Here is a 15,882-nt window from a genome sequence, read left to right as displayed (position 1 = left end):
GGATTTACCCTGGTGCTTAATGATTAGGTTCCGTCTCGGTGTGGCCGACCTCGCGGCGACCTCGTTCGCCTACTCGCCGTTGCAGGAGACCGTCCTGAGCCTGCGGATGTGGACCGGGCACGCGTGGCGCTTTCCCGCTCTCCGCGAGACCTTCGCCGTCCTGCGTCCGGCCTTCGAGCGCCTCGATCACGTACTGCTCACCTCGCTGGTGGCCCGTCGCCGCTACTGGGTCCCGGACTTCCTCACACCCCGGCCACGGACCTCGGCACCGGACATTCGCGAGGAGTTCGCCGAACTGCGCGCCACGGACCCGGCCGTGGTGCGAACGGGGCTGGAACAGACCTTCCCGCCGTTGCGCGAACCGGTCCCGGCCAGGCTGACCGACGCCTGGGACGACCCGGCACGCCTGCTCGCCGACCTCGCCGACGCCCTGGAGGAGTACTGGGCCTCGTGCCTGCAGCCCACCTGGTGGCCGAGGGCGAGGGCGGTACTCGAGGCCGACATCGGCCACCGCGCCCGCATCCTGACGGAGGGCGGCGCGAACGCCCTGTTCACCGGGATCAGCGCGCGGCTGACCTGGGCCGAGGACATGCTCACCATCGAACGCAGCGGTCCCTGGCCCTCGCCTCCGACCGAGATCCCCATCGACGGACGACGCCTGCTGCTGACCCCCAGCTGCTTCGCGGACGGCGTCTCCACCATGCTCAGCGCCCGGGCGCTGCCTCATATCGTCTACGGCGCGCGGGGCCTGGCCACCCTCGCCGAACGCCCCGCACCGCCGGCTTCCCGAGCTCTGGAACGGCTCCTGGGCGCGTCACGTGCGCGTCTGCTGACCATGCTCGCCGAGCCCGCCTCCACCACGGAACTCGCCCACCGTCTCGATGTCACCCCCGCCGCCGTCAGCCAGCATCTGTCCGTCCTGCGCGAGGCTCACCTTCTGGAGCGGACCCGCCACGGGCGCCACGTCCGCTACCGCCACAGCCCGCTCGGCGCGGCCCTGTGCGAACCGCACCTCGGCCACGGCACCGACAACTGAGCCGGACCTCCCGGACGAGAAGCTGCGCCCGGCGGTGACGGGGTCCGGAAGGACGGCGTCCAGGGCCGCCGCCCATCGGTCTTCCGGGGGTGCGTGCTGATGAAACCGAGCACCCACACCGTGCTCCCCGACCGCACGGCTGCTTCGGCGCCCTGCCCCCCCGCCGCCCCGTCATGGACCGGCCCCACCGCCACCCCATCGACTTCGTCGACATCGGCCACACCATCGTGAAGACGGTCGTACCCGGGATCCCCGGGTACGACCGTCCGGCTTCTCAGCGTCCGGTCAGCGCCGGGTGGTGAGCAGTGCTCTGGCGCGGTCGAACGCCGAGTCGCGGTCCGCCGCGAACTCCTTCTCGGTGAACACCGGTGTGCGCAGGTGCGGGGGGATTCCCGGGCCCTCGAAACTGTGCCCGCGGGAGTTGGTGTACTTCTCGTTGGAGAGGGTGAACGTCCAGTTGTTGGGCAGGGAGCGCGCGAGGGTGTCGGAGAAGACTCCCTGGGTGTTCTCACCGATCCGGACGGTGGGCGAAGGGCGTCCGGCCAGCGCCTGGGTGAAGGTCTCGCCGGCGCTGACGGTCGAACCGCTGGTCAGCAGCGCGATCGGACCGGTGTAGCGGGGCGAGTCGTCGGCCGGGACCACGCGCATGGTCTGGCGCGGGGTGAGCCGGGTGTCGTCCTGCGGGTTGTTCCGGGTCTGCTTGGCGTAGGCGGTGTACGGGTGGTCGGTGAGCCGGTTCGCGATCTGCAGCCCGAGCCCGTCCATCCCGCCCATGTTGACCCGCACGTCGATGATCAGCCCGCGCCAGGCATCGGGGCCCGAGGTCCGGGCCCGGGTGATGATCCGGTCCAGGACCCGGGCGAGCTCCGGGGAGTCGATCGCGTGCCCGTACTCGCCGGCCGTGTAGGCGATGAAGCGGCTCACCCGCAGATAGCCGATGCCTCCCGGCAGTCGCGCGTAGCCGATCGCGCCGTTGGCGTACTGTTCCAGCGGCCTTCCGCCCAGGTCGCGCCGTTCGATGAACTTCCGGACGCGAGCGTCGTACTCCCGGGAGGGTGCGGTCGTGCCGGGGCGGATCGTCTCGGCGTAGCGGCTGAGTTCGGGGGTGGCCGCCTCAAGTGAGACGTGCGAGTCCTGGAGCGGTGCGACCATCGCGGCCAGGATGTCGAAGAGTTCTCCGGGAGGTGTCGCGGCACTGACCTTCGGCCGGTACTTCGCGCGGGCCGCGTCCCAGTCGACCCCCCGGCCGGCGAAGAAGGCGTAATTCTCCTTGAACGTCTGCCAGAACACGTCGAACGTCGCGACCGGGCCGGTCGGCTGATCCTGACCGCAGAGAGCCGGCAGGGCGCTGATCCGGCGCATCCGCTGGGTGCCCACCGCCCCGTCGTAGCTGTAGACGGCTCGGGAGGCGGTCCGCGGCCGTACGGTCAGGACGGCGCCGTCCTGGGCGAACCGGACGGTACCGTCGGGGCCGGTCGCCCCGTCCTGGCGTACGGTCACAGCGGGCCGGCAGCTGATGGCCGTGGTGTCCCAGGTGCGCATCACCCCGTCGCCGATGGTGAGGGCGGTCCCGTAACCGTCCATCTGCCAGATCCCGTCCGCCGACAGGCTCGTCCGGGCCTCGGGCGCCCTGGGCGCGGCGGCGGCCGCGCCCAGCGTTCCGGCCAGCGCGAGGACGATCCCCGCCGCCATGAGCACACCACGCCGGGCCCGCCGCCCGGGTCCTCCGGAGCCGCCGGGCCCCCCGGATCCCGCTGATTCCCCGGTCCCGACGGAAAGCGCCGATATCGTCACTCTGTCCCTCCCCATGGATGCGGTCGGCCCTCATCGTCCCGTGGGCACGTGCGCCACCGCGTCACCCCGGAAGCACCGGACCGGTCAACCCGAAGAGGTACAAGAGGAGTCGGAAACCCTTAAGGGAGGCCGGTCCCAGGCCGCGACACGAGCCGGGTCCGGCCGGTGTTCGTCGAGGGGGTGGGCCGTGGGGCGGAGTCGCCGTGGTCCTTGCTGATGAACATCCCGGGCTTCCTCACGTGCTCCCGGCCGGGCGGGGTCCCGCCGGCCTTGGGCGTCGGCGAAGTGATCGCGGACTCCGGAACCAGCCGAAGGTGTGGTTTGCACCCGGTTGCTCTGGATGCGGGTGTGTGAACGCCTGACTCTGGTGCGGGCAGCGCAACACCCCCTCGAACCGCGCTGCCCAAACCGAGAACCAAGGAGAGCACATGGCCACGTACGAGACCGAGATTCACACCGGCGGGGGAGGGTGGCAGCCGGACGAGCCCCTCACGCTCTCCCTGGCCAACCGCGGAGAGGTCGTTCCTGCGGACGGCGCTCCCGCCACCGGTACGAGCGTCACCTGGTCCAGCGACGCGGGAAACGGCAGCGTCACCTTCTTCGACGAGGGCAGCTCGTTCCAGGGGTCGGCCCAGTTCCCGGGCGAGGGGCCGGTGGGCTACCGGGGGACACGGACCGAGTGACCCGCTGATCCGACTCGGTGCGGGCCCTGCCGGACACCCGGGGCAGGGCCCGCACGCGTCTGCGCCACCCCCTCCGGTGCCGAACGCGCGTGTTCCCACCGCACTGTTGCCGTTGCGGCGCTCGGGCGGGCCAGGACCCACCGGGGCGAGAACGTCAAGTTCCGCGCAACGCGGCGGGCTTCCCCTCCCACGCCATCCCCTCCCACGCCATCCCCTCCCACGCCATCCCCTCCTGCGGTGACTGCGCCTGCGGTGACTGCGCCTGTGACAGAACGAAGACGTCGCGGAGGACTGTCCGTAACTCGGTGCGAGATACAAATACTTCTGACCGCATGCACCGCGCTGCTCCTGGGGAAACACCGTGAAGTACACCCGTATCACCGCTCTCGCCACCATCGGCCTTGCCGCCACCCTCTCGCTCACCGCCTGCGGCGGCGACGGTTCCGCGAAGGACTCCTCCGCCAAGAACTCCACGTCCTCCTCGTCCCCGGAGGGCGGCTCGGGCGCGGCCGGTTCGGAGGCCGGCAACGCGAAGTCGGGTTCCGGTGAGGACACCGAGGCCCGCGCGGGCGGTGCGGACGCCGCGAAGGGCACGAACGGTGCGAACGGTGAGACGCAGACGGGCGGAAAGGTCACGTTCTGCAAGACGGCGGACCTGGCCATCGACGCCACGGACGCCGCCCCGGACAAGACCTCCGGCAGGATCGACATCACGATGATCAACCGGGGCTCGACCACGTGCTCGGCGACCGGCTTCGCGGGCGTCGACATCAAGGACGCCGACCACACCTCGAACCCCGTCGGGCGCGGTCAGGCCCAGCCGCGTATCACCACCCTGAAGCCCGGCGACGCCGCCGTCTTCGACCTCGCCTACGACATCGACAGCACCGGCAACAGCCTCGCGCACCCGACGAACATCCTGGTGACACCCCCGAACGAGACCCACACCGTGACCCTGAACTGGCCCGCGGGCGCGGGAGACATCAAGGGCGCCTACACCGACGTCGAGGTCTACCCCACACACACCACCGAGTAGGCGCGGCGCCCGAGGCCGGCTTTTTGGGTGTCCGCATGACGTACGAATCCGCTGCACCGCGCGTGCGGTACACCGAGACGGTCATCGCCGGATACGAGGACAGCCCGGGTGGTGCAGCGGCCTGAGCCGTACGTTCCGGACCACCCCGGCAAGCATCAGGCCGAGGCCATGTTGCCCACCTGGGCGGCCGGGACCTGGCGGCAGTCCTCTGCCCGGCTCGCCGCCACGGGCCCCGAGGGATCAGGATCTCCCGGACCCCGACGACGGACACCGCCTCCGCACGGCCTCGCCGCCCGTCCAGCAACTAGGACTGAACCTGTCCTAGACCCTTATTACCGTGCCCGTCATGAGCCATGAAGACACGTCAGCATTCACGTTCCGCTACTCGGCTATCACCTTCGACTGCCCTGACCCCGCCGAACTGGCCCGCTTTTACGGAAAGGCACTCGGCCTGCCTGTGGTCTTCTCCACCGACGATTTCATTCTGCTCGGCCAGGAGGGAGCTCCCGGGCTCGGCTTCAACCGGCTTGCCGACTACCGCCGCCCTACGTGGCCGGACCCCTCCCAGGAGAAGCAGGCCCATATGGAACTGGGCGTCGACGACCTGGACGCCGCTCAGGCCCGCCTGCTCGCGCTGGGGGCCATCAAGCCCGACTTCCAGCCGGACCCCGACCGGTGGCGGGTCCTGCTGGATCCCGCGGGCCACCCGTTCTGCGTGTCCACTCTGGTCTGACCATATCTACGAACACGGAGTGACGGGCGGTCACATCCACTGACCGCAGCCCGGCGGTGGCCGCCGGGCATGGTCACTCACCGCGTGGCGCTCCGGAACCGGGTGACCGGTGCGCGCCGGACGCCGGGCTGTCCCGGAGTCCGTTGCTCGGGGAGGACCGGTGCTGTCGAACGTGCCCCATGGCCGAGATCGGTCAGCTCCGGTGGCTCTCGCTCGCCTCGCCACGCGTGGAGCCGGGGGCGGTCCCGGTCTCTGTGGGAGGCTGAATGCGGGAAACCTCCGGGCCCGTCACTGCCCGTCCGCAGCGTCGTACCGAAACCGGCGTGACCGCTGACATCAGAGATGTTGAGCCAGAACCGCGGCTTGTGAACAACTGCCGTTCAATTGTCCTCGCGTCATGCGGCAGGACCTACCGCTCCAGGTCCTGCCACGAGGGTGAATTTTCGGAGGTTGCCCACGCCTCGATATGCGCCTGCCCGCGCCTCACCCGTCGAAGTGGAACCAGCGAAAACCATGTTCGAGCAGCGGCGTCAGAGCCCCGCGGTGGAGCGCACCGAAGCTCACGACCGCCTCGTCCTCGTCGCTGCTGACCGTCGCGAGCAGTCCGGGGGCCACAAAGAACCTCTCGGCCTCATAGGTCGGCAGGAACGGACTCAGCGGAACGGGACGCAGCATGTTCCACAGTGCGTCGAGGCGCGCAATCGGCATGCAGTAGGTGCGCGCGTGGTAGGGCGCGGCAATCTGCGCTTGGAAGAGGGTGAACTGCAGGAGGAAGCGGCTCAGCGGTTCCTCTTCGAGGATGGTCTCCGGGGCGCAATCATGGGGGTCTTCGGTGTGCCACACGCGGGGATCTGCTTCGTCCGGTCCCTCGGGCGGCCACGGGATGGACCAGTCCATGGAGGCCCCGTCCCCCACGGCGAAGACCAGCCGGTCGCCGAGCGGTCCGGAGGTGAGCTCAGGCCGCCTCAGTACCGGGTCGTGAAACCTATGGATCGCCGGGCGGAGACGGGCCAAGCGGTGGAAGGCGCCCAAAGCCTCAGGCAGGCAGGCCGGTCCGCCCGCTCTGCTCCCGTGCTCGGCCGACTCCGTCTCCTCGGTGGGGAACCAGCCGAGGACGAACGACTCCAGGGCTCGGATCGGATCGGTCTCCACGAGGTCGACCCACTCCACCCCAGGTACCGGCCCAGGTGCCGGGGCCGGCCGGACAGCGTCCAGCACCGCGCGGCTCAGTGGTTGGTCGAGCTCCAGTACGGCGTGGCTGAAGTGGGCCGACGGCCCTCCCCTGCCTCTGCAACGCGCGGTGCCGATAGGGAGGCAGCCCTGGTCCAGACGGGCGAAGAGGTGAGTGGGCGGGGCGTCCCGGAACTCGAACCGTGTATGCAACGCCGGACCCATGTCCCCGTGCAGGAGCACTCTGGTGGAGTCCTGGATGCCACTGACCCTCGGGCCGCCCCCAGGTGTGACGATGACGACGGTCGCGTCGGCCCCTGTCCCGATCAGGGCCGGGCCCACCTCGTATCGGAGGAGCCCGGCTCCGGCGACGGACAGTGCCGCGGCCTCGGTGACCAGGGGCGGAAGCGTCTGCGTCATGCGGTGACCCTATCCAGGGGACAGGCCGGCCGGGTGGGCTGCCGACTTCATCGAGCGCGCCGATCCGGGGCGACTGGGTTGAATGTCAATGGGTGCGACTGCTCATCTTGTGCGAGCGAGGTGTCGTCTCGTGAGGTCGGTGCCTCTGGGGGGAACTGGTGGTGCTGGTCGGCAGAGCCTGTTGATAGAGCGCCACCAACACACCGTGCACAGGCTGGTCCTCTGTACTCTCCTCGGCTTCATCGACCAGTTTGGTGAGGGCCTCGCCGAGTTCCTTTGCCTTCGCAGGGCCGAGACGCAGGTGGCGCAGTGTCAGATGGGTCTCGGCGGGAGAGAGGTCCAGCTCCTGGGCCACTGCGGCGAGCATCGCGGCGGTGCCTGCCGCTCGGGGTTCGGCGACGACCATGTGACGGGCCGTGCGTTGGTAGTACTGCTCGGTGCCGCCGCGGACCTGGCGGGTCTCGGCGACATGGATCAGCCCGGCTTCGCGGAGCACTTTGAGGTGGTGGGCCACGTTGCCCTTCTTCGCGTCGAGCTGTTCCGCGAGCTGGCTGGTGGTGGCGGGCCGGTGGCCCAGGGCGAAGAGCAACCGCTGACGCAACGGGTGAGCGAGCGCCGCGAACTGCTCAGGCGCACCGATCTCCAGAACATCCTCAGGAGGCGGCGGATAGGAAGACTGATCACGCATACCAAAAGTGTCTAAACTCTTTGACGCTTTCGCAAGGGCAGTGCTCTACTCCCTGCCATGACGACTCCCACAAAGCTTCCGTCGGCCCCTGTCATCGACGAGACAGCCCGGCTCCTGATCGAGCACTACGTCTTCCCCGAGATAGCCGAACAGCTCGCCGGCCTGTTGCAACGACGCCTCGGCGAGGGCGCCTACGACGTCGATGACGCCGAGGACCTCGCCCGGCTGGTCACCGCGGACCTGCAGTCCGTCAACAGCGACCGACACCTGAGACTCAAGCATCACGCCGACCCGGTGTCCCCGAAACAGGGGGCGGCCACCCGGGACGCCATGCGCCGGGACTTCGACACCTCACTGGGCGGTGCGCCCCGGGTGCAGTTGCTCGACGGAGGGGTCGCCGTGGTGGAGCTGGCACCGATGCTGTTTCCGCTGGAGTGGGCCGCCGAACCGTTGAGCGCCGCGCTCACCCTTGCCTCCCGCGCCCAGGCGCTGATCGTGGACCTTCGAGGCAACCGGGGCGGCGACCCGGACACGGTCGCCTTTGTCTGCAGCTACCTACTGGACGAGCGCACGCATCTCAACACCATGTACTGGCGCGGCGGCGAGCGCAGTGAGCAGTCCTGGAGCCTGCCGCACGTCCCTGGAGCGCGCTTCGGCGGTAGCAAGCCGTTGTATGTGCTGTCCAGTGACAGCACCTTCTCTGCGGCCGAAGAACTTGCGTACGACCTTCAGCAGCTCGGCCGTGCCATAGTCGTCGGCGAGCGCACCCGCGGCGGCGCACACCCGTGCAAGGGCTGGACCGTGCACCCACACCTGGAAGCCACCATCCCCTTTGGCCGCGCCATCAACCCCGTCTCCCACACGAACTGGGAGGGCACCGGTGTACAGCCGGACATCTCCTGCGCTGCTGCTGATTCCCTCGACCACGCGCACGCCCTGGCCCTCGCCCGACTGGCAGGCTGACCCAGTCCAGCATGTCGACAGCACCGCACGCAGCGCCTTCCTCAGCCACCTCGCCCGGCTCACACCGCAGGACGCCTCCTGGCTGGCGTCCCGGGCCGGCCGTGCCCGCACACCGTCATCGGACCGCACCCGGGAAGAGCACACACCGCCCCCGAATGAAGGGGCGCGGCAATGGGCACCGGGTTCTGTCCCTTGACGATCGCTTCAGGTCACCGGCCTGTCAGGGACAGCCAGGACAGCGTCCGGGATTCCCGCGCCCGGTTTCGGTGCACGGGTCCGGTACCGGTGGGATGCTGGCTGCTCGAAGGTTGCGTGGCCTTCCCATCCCCTTGTGACGCCGGGACGCACGGACGATCGCTTGATGAACGGTGAGCAAGGTGGAGCCTGCCTGACAAATGATCACCGAGCCGGAATGCGCATGCTCGGTCCAATGGGCTTGCCGTCCTGACGTCGGCCCGTGAGTCTGGACCGGTGCCAGGACAAGGGAAGAGAAGGCGTCGACAAGAGGCCGAGAACCGGCGGCTGGCCGCTCGTACCGCGCCGGACGCGGGGCAGTGGGAAGTGATCGTTGAGACTCGGGACCAGGCGGAGATGCGTACCCAGTTGCGCCGCCTCCGGGAGGCAGGAGTCGACGGGGCGATGATCCGGATCGACACGCTGTGCGGGCGCCTGGCGCTGCCGACCACCTATCGGCTGAGCCGGTTCGTGACGGACCCCGGGAGGGAGTCCGCGTACAAGCACTCTGATCATTGATCTTGTGGCAGGTCGAAGTGAGTTGACGGATACGGCAGGGAGCGAATACAGCCCCCTGTTGCCGCGGGTGGATGGGCGTGGTCCTCCGTGCGCGATCTGCGCAGGCGTTACGGGTCTTGGCAGACCATCCGAGAGCGGTTCGCCTGCTGGGAAGGGCACGGGGCCTGGGCGAAGCCGCTGGACCACTTCCAAGTCCCGAAGCTGCTGGACCACTTCCAAGTCCGCGACGACGCGGTAAGCCGGGTGCGGTGGACCGTCTCCGTCGACTCCGCGGTCAACCGGGCTTACCAGCACGCGGCCAGCGCCTGCAAGAAGGGGCCGCAGACGGGGACGAATGGCAAGGTCCGAACCGCTCACAAGTGCGCCAGGCCCTCGGCCGGTCCTGGGGGCGGGTTGACAGTCAAGATCCCCCTCGGCGTCGACGGCCAGGGCCTCCCTCTCCATCGTGCTCACGCCCGTCAACGTCAACGACGCCACCGCCTTCGGCCAGGTCCTCGACAGCATCCGCATCCCGCGCACTGTTGCGGGCCGACCTCGCACAACACCGGCGCGGGTGCTGGGCGACAAGGCATATTCCAGCCGGGCGATCGCGACCAGGTTCGACAAGCTCGCCGATCGCCACCGGGCTGGAATTCTTCTGGTGGCTCTGATCCTGTAGGTCCGCGAACCCACTAGTTGATCATTTGTCAGACACGGCCCAGTGCGGCTGGCTGGCACATCGACTCAACTTGCACAGGCTGCCAGCACCTTGCACCAATTCGCTAGCCAACTCTTCTGACGCCTCTGACGGCGGTACTCTCGTAGTTCCTCATCAGCCCCGAATAGACTCCAACACCTCCCCGACCGGCGAGAGCTGCGGATCGGCCGCGTTCCGGCCGCCCAGTTTGAAGCCGGGTGCTCGCTGCTCCCGGTCGGCACCCCGGCCACTGTCTCGCGTGCTGCTTTGGAGCGCCTTGGTAGTCGCGGCCGGTCTGTTGCACGCCGAGGGCGGCGGCCGGGTCCACGGGCTGGGTCGTCTCCCAGCGACGGGCCGGTGGGATCCCCCCTTTTCGTGCGGATGTGGGAACCCTCTACGCACGCCCGTGAACAGTCGAGTTCGCCGGAGGGTGTGCAGCTCTGCGAGCAGAGGCCGGTGCAGCCGGTCGAAGACTCCTGTTTCCTGCCAACGGTCCAGATGACGCCAGCAGGTCTGCCCCGAACCGAACCCCAAAGCGCCACCTCGCTCACTTGGCCAAGTGCCCCGCAGAGCATGGACCGCCGGAGCAACGGGCGGGATCGGATTCGAGATCATGTGCCCTCAGCCCAAGCTGCCGACGGTACGACCAAGTACGGTGCGGAAACGTTCCCGCCCCGCCTCGGTGCTCGCTTCCCACAGTCCTGCGACGTCACCGGACACCGAGAGGGACTGGAGCCCGTGCTCCTGTGCAAGAAACCCGGCGCCGAGCACGTTCTGGTCCATCATCCCCATCGCAGTGAGTGCCGCATGGCCACAGGACACCGCGTCATCAGCGCTTCCGGAGCCATTGGCCAGTAGGGCATATCGCAGGACCAGCGCGGCGAAGAAGGTGTTGATGCCGACGACATCGGTGACCACTTCGTCATCCGCCGGCCGCAGCTCGGGGAACCGCTCCAGCACACGTACACGCTCCGGGGCGTCGGAGCGCGGGCGGTCGACATGCCATAGGTTGCGTACGGACTCCAGGTAGAAATCAACGTCGCCCTCCCGGCCCGCTGACCCCACCCGCAGCCCCACAAACAGGGGCGCCATGCGTTCGGTACAGGCGGCTACGTACAGACGGACCATCTCTCCGTCCCCGCCGCGAAGGGTCTCCACGACGGCTTCGTCCACCAACTTCTTCATGGCCCCGCCTTTCCTGTAAGCCGTCCGTACGGGCGACATGCTCGCAGCAGGCTGGAGCGTCACAGCGCCTGGGGTACCAGCATCGCAACAAGGCCAAAGCTCCGCAGATGTGACGGAGCGCTGAAAGCTCCGTTTCCGGGAATCAGTGGCCGCCGAGACCCCATGCGTCGAGTCCGCCGTAGATATGGGCCTGCCGGCAGTGGGGGGCGGCGAAGCCGACGGCTTCGCCTCGGTAGATGGCGATGAGCGAGTCCTTACCCCTCCACCAGGTGTCGGTGAGTCCCTGGACCTCGGGCACCTGCTCGAATCCGTCGAGGTCCACCTGCTCGACGGCGTCGCCCTTGATCTTCGTGATGCTGCTGGCCCAGTAGCCCGCGTGGTGGGCCAGGGCCAGGGCTTCCACCCATCCCTCCGTGCTGGCGTGCAGAGGTGCCCATTGGTCGGCGTCGATCCCGAACTCGCCTTCGGGTCCGATCATGAATCCGTGGGCCATGGACACACGGCAGTCGCCGGCCGGGAAGCGCCACCCGTCCGTGGCCGAGCCCTCGGGAACGTCGGCTTCGAGAACGCGCGGGCCGCCCTCGTACGCGGGGGCCGGGGGCAGGGCGATGCCGCCCCAGAGCTCCTGGAAGGCCACGGCCCGGTCGATCTCCGCACCGGGTATCCCGTGCTTGAGCCATAGGTCCTGATGCCGGCGGATGTCCCGGCGGGGAACCCGCAGCCCGTGCGCTTCGACGAAGTACCGGGCTCGGCGGCTCAGGCCTTGTGGTGCCCGAGGGGCCTGAGGCACTCGCGCGTCGACCCTCACGGCTGGTTCCTGTACCGGGAGGGGTGAAGCACCGTCGCGGCAATCTCCCTTACGCGGTCCCGGGTGATTCCCGTGCGTTGTTCGACGGCGATGGGGTGGTCGGTGGGTTCGAGTTCGACGAGGGGGCGCTCGCCGACCGGGCGGGTGTGGACGTGGGTCTTCAAGTTGAGAGTCGTGGGCGTGTAGGCCGAGAGGTCAGTAGTGAGCCAGCCGAAGTAGGGCTCCTCCGCTTCTCGTCCGGTGGTGTCCCACAAGTCCGCCGCGCGGGAGAAGTTCTCACGACTGAGCGAGACCCACACAGTCCAGGAAAACACCTCGTCGCTGCCGACGACCGGTATCTCGATCAGACCCTTGACGAAGTAGTGCTGTGCCCGGATCACGCACTGGTCGGATGAGAGCAGGCAGTCGTCCGCGTCAGCGAAGGCCGGATCCCACACGGCCGGGGCCTCGGCCGTGTAGTTCATGGGGAGCTCAGGGTGGTGCGCCCCACAGTACGAGCAGAGGAATCCGAGATCGCTGGTCATGACGTGGAGCCTAGTGACCCCCCTTCGCCACCCTCGATCGGCACCCTCCAGCACCACCGATGGGCGTGCGGCCGTGCGCTCGCCGTCGTGCCCGCACCTCGGATCGAAAGGATCCCGCGCGGTGGCTCCTTCCGGCCGCCTCCGCACAGTGCACCCATGGCGCCGACTGGACCGTCACCAATCTCCGCTGGAAACTCACCGCGGACGACAAGGAGCGCACTGCTCGGAGCCCCTGGCCGACGGCTGCACGGACACGGTCGTGAAGCGCGAAGTCGCACCGTAGCCCCCTGCACAGCGCCACCGGTGTCCAAGTGGGTTTGGGTCTCCGCCTCGACCACCCCTGCACCGTCCTCCCCCGCTCCGGCGAGCTCCTGGCCGATCCGCGCGGCCAGGCCCGCAGCGAGCCGTGCAGACAGCAGCGACCCCTTTCCCCGACCGGACCAGGGCCAGGCGCTGGGGCCGGGCCCCGTCGATCCGAAATGCGGCATCGATCCAGGGTGGAACAGCTGACAGGCTGTGCCCATGGGCATGGAGGTGCTCAGCACAGATGACTACGAGTCGGTGCATCGTGCGAGCCGAGGTCTGGCGGCGCGGTACGGGATGGTGACGCTCAACGCCATGATGGAGGCATGGGAGGCGTTGGTGCAGGATGTCGAAGAGGGCTTCGATGCCGAACTCGTCTGGGAGTACGCGCACATGCTTCGTTGCCGCGGCTGGCTGGCGGAGGCATGGCCCGTGTTCACCGACAGGATTCGGGCCGCGCGGCAGACGGAGCTTGACGCGCTGGATGCCCGCTTCCAACTGTCTACCGTGCCGTTGCACGGCCAAGCGGGCGATACGCGGTGGCATTCGAGGCGACCGCTTCTGATCGTCGGCGGAACTTCGCTGGAACTGCCTGGATCCTGGGTCCTTTGACACGTGCGAGCTGATGTCCGCCGGACCCCAGGGAGGCTGGTTTCCGCATACGGATAGCGCCCTGGCGGCTGCTCGGCCGAAGCGATCCGAGCCCGGTGTGGTACGTGGTGGTCATCTCGGTGACATAGGCAAGATCAGTCGGCCATCGTGCCCCGACGTGTCCAGCGGCATCGGTGCTGCGGCCGGGTGAGAACTCGTCTTCGTGCTCGTACAGGACGTGCCAGTGGCCCGGGGAAGTGGCTTCCCCTTCGCGGGGCGGCGCGCGCCGTGAGGAGCACTACGAGACGTACTACGCGGGGGAAACTGCTGATGCTGGGCTTGCGCAGTCTCTCAGGCCGGAAAGGGCCTCGGCGCCGTGGAACGGCGGGTACCGGATGAAGCGGCCTTCCTCGACTGGAGGAAGCACGAGGACCTGACGACCGAGCAACTGGACGCCCTCGACCACTTCCGCGCTGGGGCCAGGGCAACAGCCTCATGGTCGTTACCGGGGGAACGCCCTGTCTTCTGCCTGACATGCCGCGCTCCAGCCTGGACCTCGACGTGGTCCGGACACTGGTCAAGCCCCCGGCCTGCTCAGGCGGTGGAAGCATCGCCGCGAGCTCAAAAGGCTCCAACAGGGCGACCGGCCGCAGCATTTTGCCTTCCTGCGCCCGCGAGTTCTTCGGGGACGACGGCGAGGCCGGGTACGTACCAGTTGGACGATCCGGGGAGGTCGAGGTTCCCGGGCCCTTCGACGCGGCCGAGTTCGTCGACGCGGTCCCCCAGCTGCGGCGTACTACCCGGGCTGCGCGTTCGTGGTCCCAGGTCGGTGACACCGGCTCGATGAACCCCGCGATGACCTGGACGCGGTCGCCGCGGATGTGCTGGACGGTGTACTTGAGGGCGCGCTCGGAGTCGATCCCGTCGTGGCTGTAGTCGGGCGCACTGGTCATCCCGGTTCCTCCCGCCCCGCCTGTCCTGACCACTCAGGGCAGCGGCCCCTCGCCCGGCGGCGACGGCACACGGCGGCGGTCGGCAAGGTTGCCGACTCTGAGGTCTCCGGTCGTACGGTACGCATCATGACCGTAGAAATCGCCGAATTCAGCGACGCCCACCGCGATGGGCTGTACGCCCTGTTCACCGCTGAGGAGTATCGGGACCAGGCGGAGAGGCTGAAGCTGGATCAGCACCTGTACGAGAAGCGTTACGTGGCGGTGCGAGGTGAAGAAGTTCTCGGCTTCACGGAGGGAACGTTCCTCGACTTCAGCGAGGACGAATCGGGCAGCTACCCGGCGCCGCGGGCACGGGTCCTGACACTATTGGTCTCCTCGGCCGCACGGCGCGAGCGGATAGGCAGTGGCTTGCTCAGCCGGTTTGCCGCTGACGCACGTGATGCCGGCCTCGACGCCGTCGTGCTGTACCCCGACCCGCATGACCCGGCCGGCAGGCTCGCGTTCTTCAAGAGATGCGGTCTTGAGAAACTGTCGGCCGGCGAGATGCTGGGGGCCCGTCTCCGAACCGTGCTTGCGAACGCTCAGTAGAGCAGTGCGGACCGGGCGGCGACGAATGTACGGGTTGCCGCACCGACAACGCTGCCCGGCTCTACACGGGCGCCGTCGATCGACGCGAGTATCCGGGCGCCGTGGTGCTCACACCCGGCGGCAGCACCTCCGACCCCGTCGAGGATCGTCACGGCGTCGCCGGGTCCACCGCACGGGGTCGGGTCTTCGGCGTGGGCGGCAGAACAGCGGTCAGTGGGCACGGTGCCTCCTCGGTGTGTGCGTGTCCGCAAGTCTTGCAGCGGCCACTGACAGCAGGGAGACGGTCTGCGTGGCGTGACGACCTGCTGCCGGACATGTGCTCGTCGGTCATCGAGTCCGGAAGGCCGCCGAACGTGCCGTGGACGGCGATGCACGCCAGCTCGGCCGTGCGCGCCGACGTCGCCGCGTCTTCGGCCATGAGTGTCAGCAGCGGGTCCTGGCACGTGGCGCGGCCGTCGTAGGCCGCGCCCATGACCCTGCCCAACAACCCGTGGTCGGGGGGGCGATCGTGCGGCAGCGGTAGGCCGGCGCGATGCCGCGCAGAACAAGGCCGCTTCACGCCCCGATCGGACTACGTTCCGAGAGGTCGAGAGCCGTCGTACCGCAGATATCAGGGCCATATCTGCGGTAAACGGTCAGCCGACTCGCCGCGCTGTTAGCCGTGCATCAGACGTTACGTAGCGGAAGGCGTGCGCAGCGGTGTGCGGCCGACCTCGATGGCTTCCGCCGCCTCCTCCTCGTCGTAGATGAGGGTTCCTTCGCCGCGGCACTCGTCGCACCTGTCCCAGACGAGCTCGGGTTCGTCGTCGTCAGTGCCCCGAATGACTTGCACAGACCCGTCGCCGTCGCATTCGTAGCAGGTGAACTCGTACTCGCCGGGCACCAGTTCCATCGCGTGTTCCTCCCCAGGAGCGTGTGGACCGTGATCCTAGCCAGCCGCTGAGATAGATCGTCACGGACCGTACAGAACGTGCGATC

The 15,882-nt window shown here is 68.6% G+C and carries 15 protein-coding genes and 2 pseudogenes; 9 read left to right on the top strand and 8 right to left on the bottom strand.

Annotation, left to right across the window (positions count from 1 at the left end; translation table 11 throughout):
• Positions 1–19: 19 nt before the first annotated feature.
• Positions 20–1,036, top strand: coding sequence for an ArsR/SmtB family transcription factor (locus OG251_RS43725; RefSeq protein WP_326682868.1), 1,017 nt, complete (start codon positions 20–22; stop codon positions 1,034–1,036).
• Between the two features lie 285 nt (positions 1,037–1,321).
• Here the strand turns inward: OG251_RS43725 and OG251_RS43720 are convergent, their stop codons facing one another.
• Positions 1,322–2,728 carry a S41 family peptidase gene (locus OG251_RS43720; RefSeq protein WP_326682867.1) on the bottom strand — a complete coding sequence of 469 codons (1,407 nt, stop codon included), beginning with the start codon at positions 2,726–2,728 and terminating at the stop codon, positions 1,322–1,324.
• Between the two features lie 530 nt (positions 2,729–3,258).
• Here OG251_RS43720 and OG251_RS43715 point away from each other — a divergent pair.
• The 3 genes from OG251_RS43715 (at position 3,259) to OG251_RS43705 (ending at position 5,282) form a co-directional block, all read left to right on the top strand.
• Positions 3,259–3,513 carry a hypothetical protein gene (locus OG251_RS43715; RefSeq protein WP_326682866.1) on the top strand — a complete coding sequence of 85 codons (255 nt, stop codon included), beginning with the start codon at positions 3,259–3,261 and terminating at the stop codon, positions 3,511–3,513.
• Between the two features lie 361 nt (positions 3,514–3,874).
• Positions 3,875–4,549 (top strand): DUF4232 domain-containing protein, encoded by a 675-nt coding sequence (locus OG251_RS43710; protein ID WP_326682865.1) that lies wholly within the window; start codon positions 3,875–3,877, stop codon positions 4,547–4,549.
• 346 nt (positions 4,550–4,895) lie between these two features.
• Entirely contained in the window at positions 4,896–5,282 is a 387-nt protein-coding gene (locus tag OG251_RS43705) for a VOC family protein (protein ID WP_326682864.1), read from the top strand.
• Positions 5,283–5,765: 483 nt separating this feature from the next.
• On the opposite strand, the gene OG251_RS43700 is transcribed toward OG251_RS43705, so the two are convergent.
• Both OG251_RS43700 and OG251_RS43695 read right to left on the bottom strand, forming a co-directional pair.
• The gene (locus tag OG251_RS43700) at positions 5,766–6,872 is read right to left on the bottom strand and encodes a hypothetical protein (protein WP_326682863.1); all 1,107 of its coding nucleotides are present in this window, start codon (positions 6,870–6,872) and stop codon (positions 5,766–5,768) included.
• A gap of 85 nt (positions 6,873–6,957) precedes the next feature.
• Positions 6,958–7,560 carry an ArsR/SmtB family transcription factor gene (locus OG251_RS43695; protein WP_326682862.1) on the bottom strand — a complete coding sequence of 201 codons (603 nt, stop codon included), beginning with the start codon at positions 7,558–7,560 and terminating at the stop codon, positions 6,958–6,960.
• Between the two features lie 57 nt (positions 7,561–7,617).
• On the opposite strand from OG251_RS43695, the gene OG251_RS43690 reads away from it, so the two are divergent.
• From OG251_RS43690 to OG251_RS43680, 3 genes and pseudogenes are all read left to right on the top strand, one after another.
• Complete coding sequence (locus OG251_RS43690) at positions 7,618–8,523, top strand: S41 family peptidase (protein ID WP_326682861.1); 906 nt, start codon at positions 7,618–7,620, stop codon at positions 8,521–8,523.
• Positions 8,524–9,084: 561 nt separating this feature from the next.
• On the top strand, positions 9,085–9,276 hold the full coding sequence (locus OG251_RS43685) for a hypothetical protein (protein WP_326682860.1): 192 nt from the start codon (positions 9,085–9,087) through the stop codon (positions 9,274–9,276).
• A gap of 4 nt (positions 9,277–9,280) precedes the next feature.
• Positions 9,281–9,934: pseudogene (locus OG251_RS43680) on the top strand (transposase).
• Between the two features lie 639 nt (positions 9,935–10,573).
• Here OG251_RS43680 and OG251_RS43670 read toward each other — a convergent pair.
• The 3 genes from OG251_RS43670 to OG251_RS43660 form a co-directional block, all read right to left on the bottom strand.
• On the bottom strand, positions 10,574–11,137 hold the full coding sequence (locus OG251_RS43670) for a hypothetical protein (RefSeq protein WP_326682859.1): 564 nt from the start codon (positions 11,135–11,137) through the stop codon (positions 10,574–10,576).
• A gap of 142 nt (positions 11,138–11,279) precedes the next feature.
• Positions 11,280–11,927 (bottom strand): hypothetical protein, encoded by a 648-nt coding sequence (locus tag OG251_RS43665; RefSeq protein WP_326682858.1) that lies wholly within the window; start codon positions 11,925–11,927, stop codon positions 11,280–11,282.
• A 14-nt stretch (positions 11,928–11,941) separates the two neighbouring features.
• Entirely contained in the window at positions 11,942–12,469 is a 528-nt protein-coding gene (locus tag OG251_RS43660; protein ID WP_326682857.1) for a DUF2199 domain-containing protein, read from the bottom strand.
• 522 nt (positions 12,470–12,991) lie between these two features.
• Here OG251_RS43660 and OG251_RS43655 point away from each other — a divergent pair.
• Positions 12,992–13,384 (top strand): hypothetical protein, encoded by a 393-nt coding sequence (locus tag OG251_RS43655; RefSeq protein ID WP_326682856.1) that lies wholly within the window; start codon positions 12,992–12,994, stop codon positions 13,382–13,384.
• A gap of 645 nt (positions 13,385–14,029) precedes the next feature.
• Here OG251_RS43655 and OG251_RS45170 read toward each other — a convergent pair.
• Positions 14,030–14,316, bottom strand: a pseudogene (locus tag OG251_RS45170) (Uma2 family endonuclease); the annotation flags it as partial.
• A 126-nt stretch (positions 14,317–14,442) separates the two neighbouring features.
• On the opposite strand from OG251_RS45170, the gene OG251_RS43645 reads away from it, so the two are divergent.
• On the top strand, positions 14,443–14,904 hold the full coding sequence (locus OG251_RS43645) for a GNAT family N-acetyltransferase (RefSeq protein WP_326682854.1): 462 nt from the start codon (positions 14,443–14,445) through the stop codon (positions 14,902–14,904).
• A 673-nt stretch (positions 14,905–15,577) separates the two neighbouring features.
• Here OG251_RS43645 and OG251_RS43640 read toward each other — a convergent pair.
• On the bottom strand, positions 15,578–15,796 hold the full coding sequence (locus OG251_RS43640) for a hypothetical protein (protein ID WP_326682853.1): 219 nt from the start codon (positions 15,794–15,796) through the stop codon (positions 15,578–15,580).
• Between the last annotated feature and the right edge of the window lie 86 nt (positions 15,797–15,882).

Origin of the sequence: Streptomyces sp. NBC_01237 (assembly GCF_035917275.1) — a bacterium.
In the GTDB taxonomy this organism is placed as follows: Bacteria; Actinomycetota; Actinomycetes; order Streptomycetales; family Streptomycetaceae; genus Streptomyces.
This window is presented reverse-complemented; position numbering and strand designations above follow the sequence as displayed.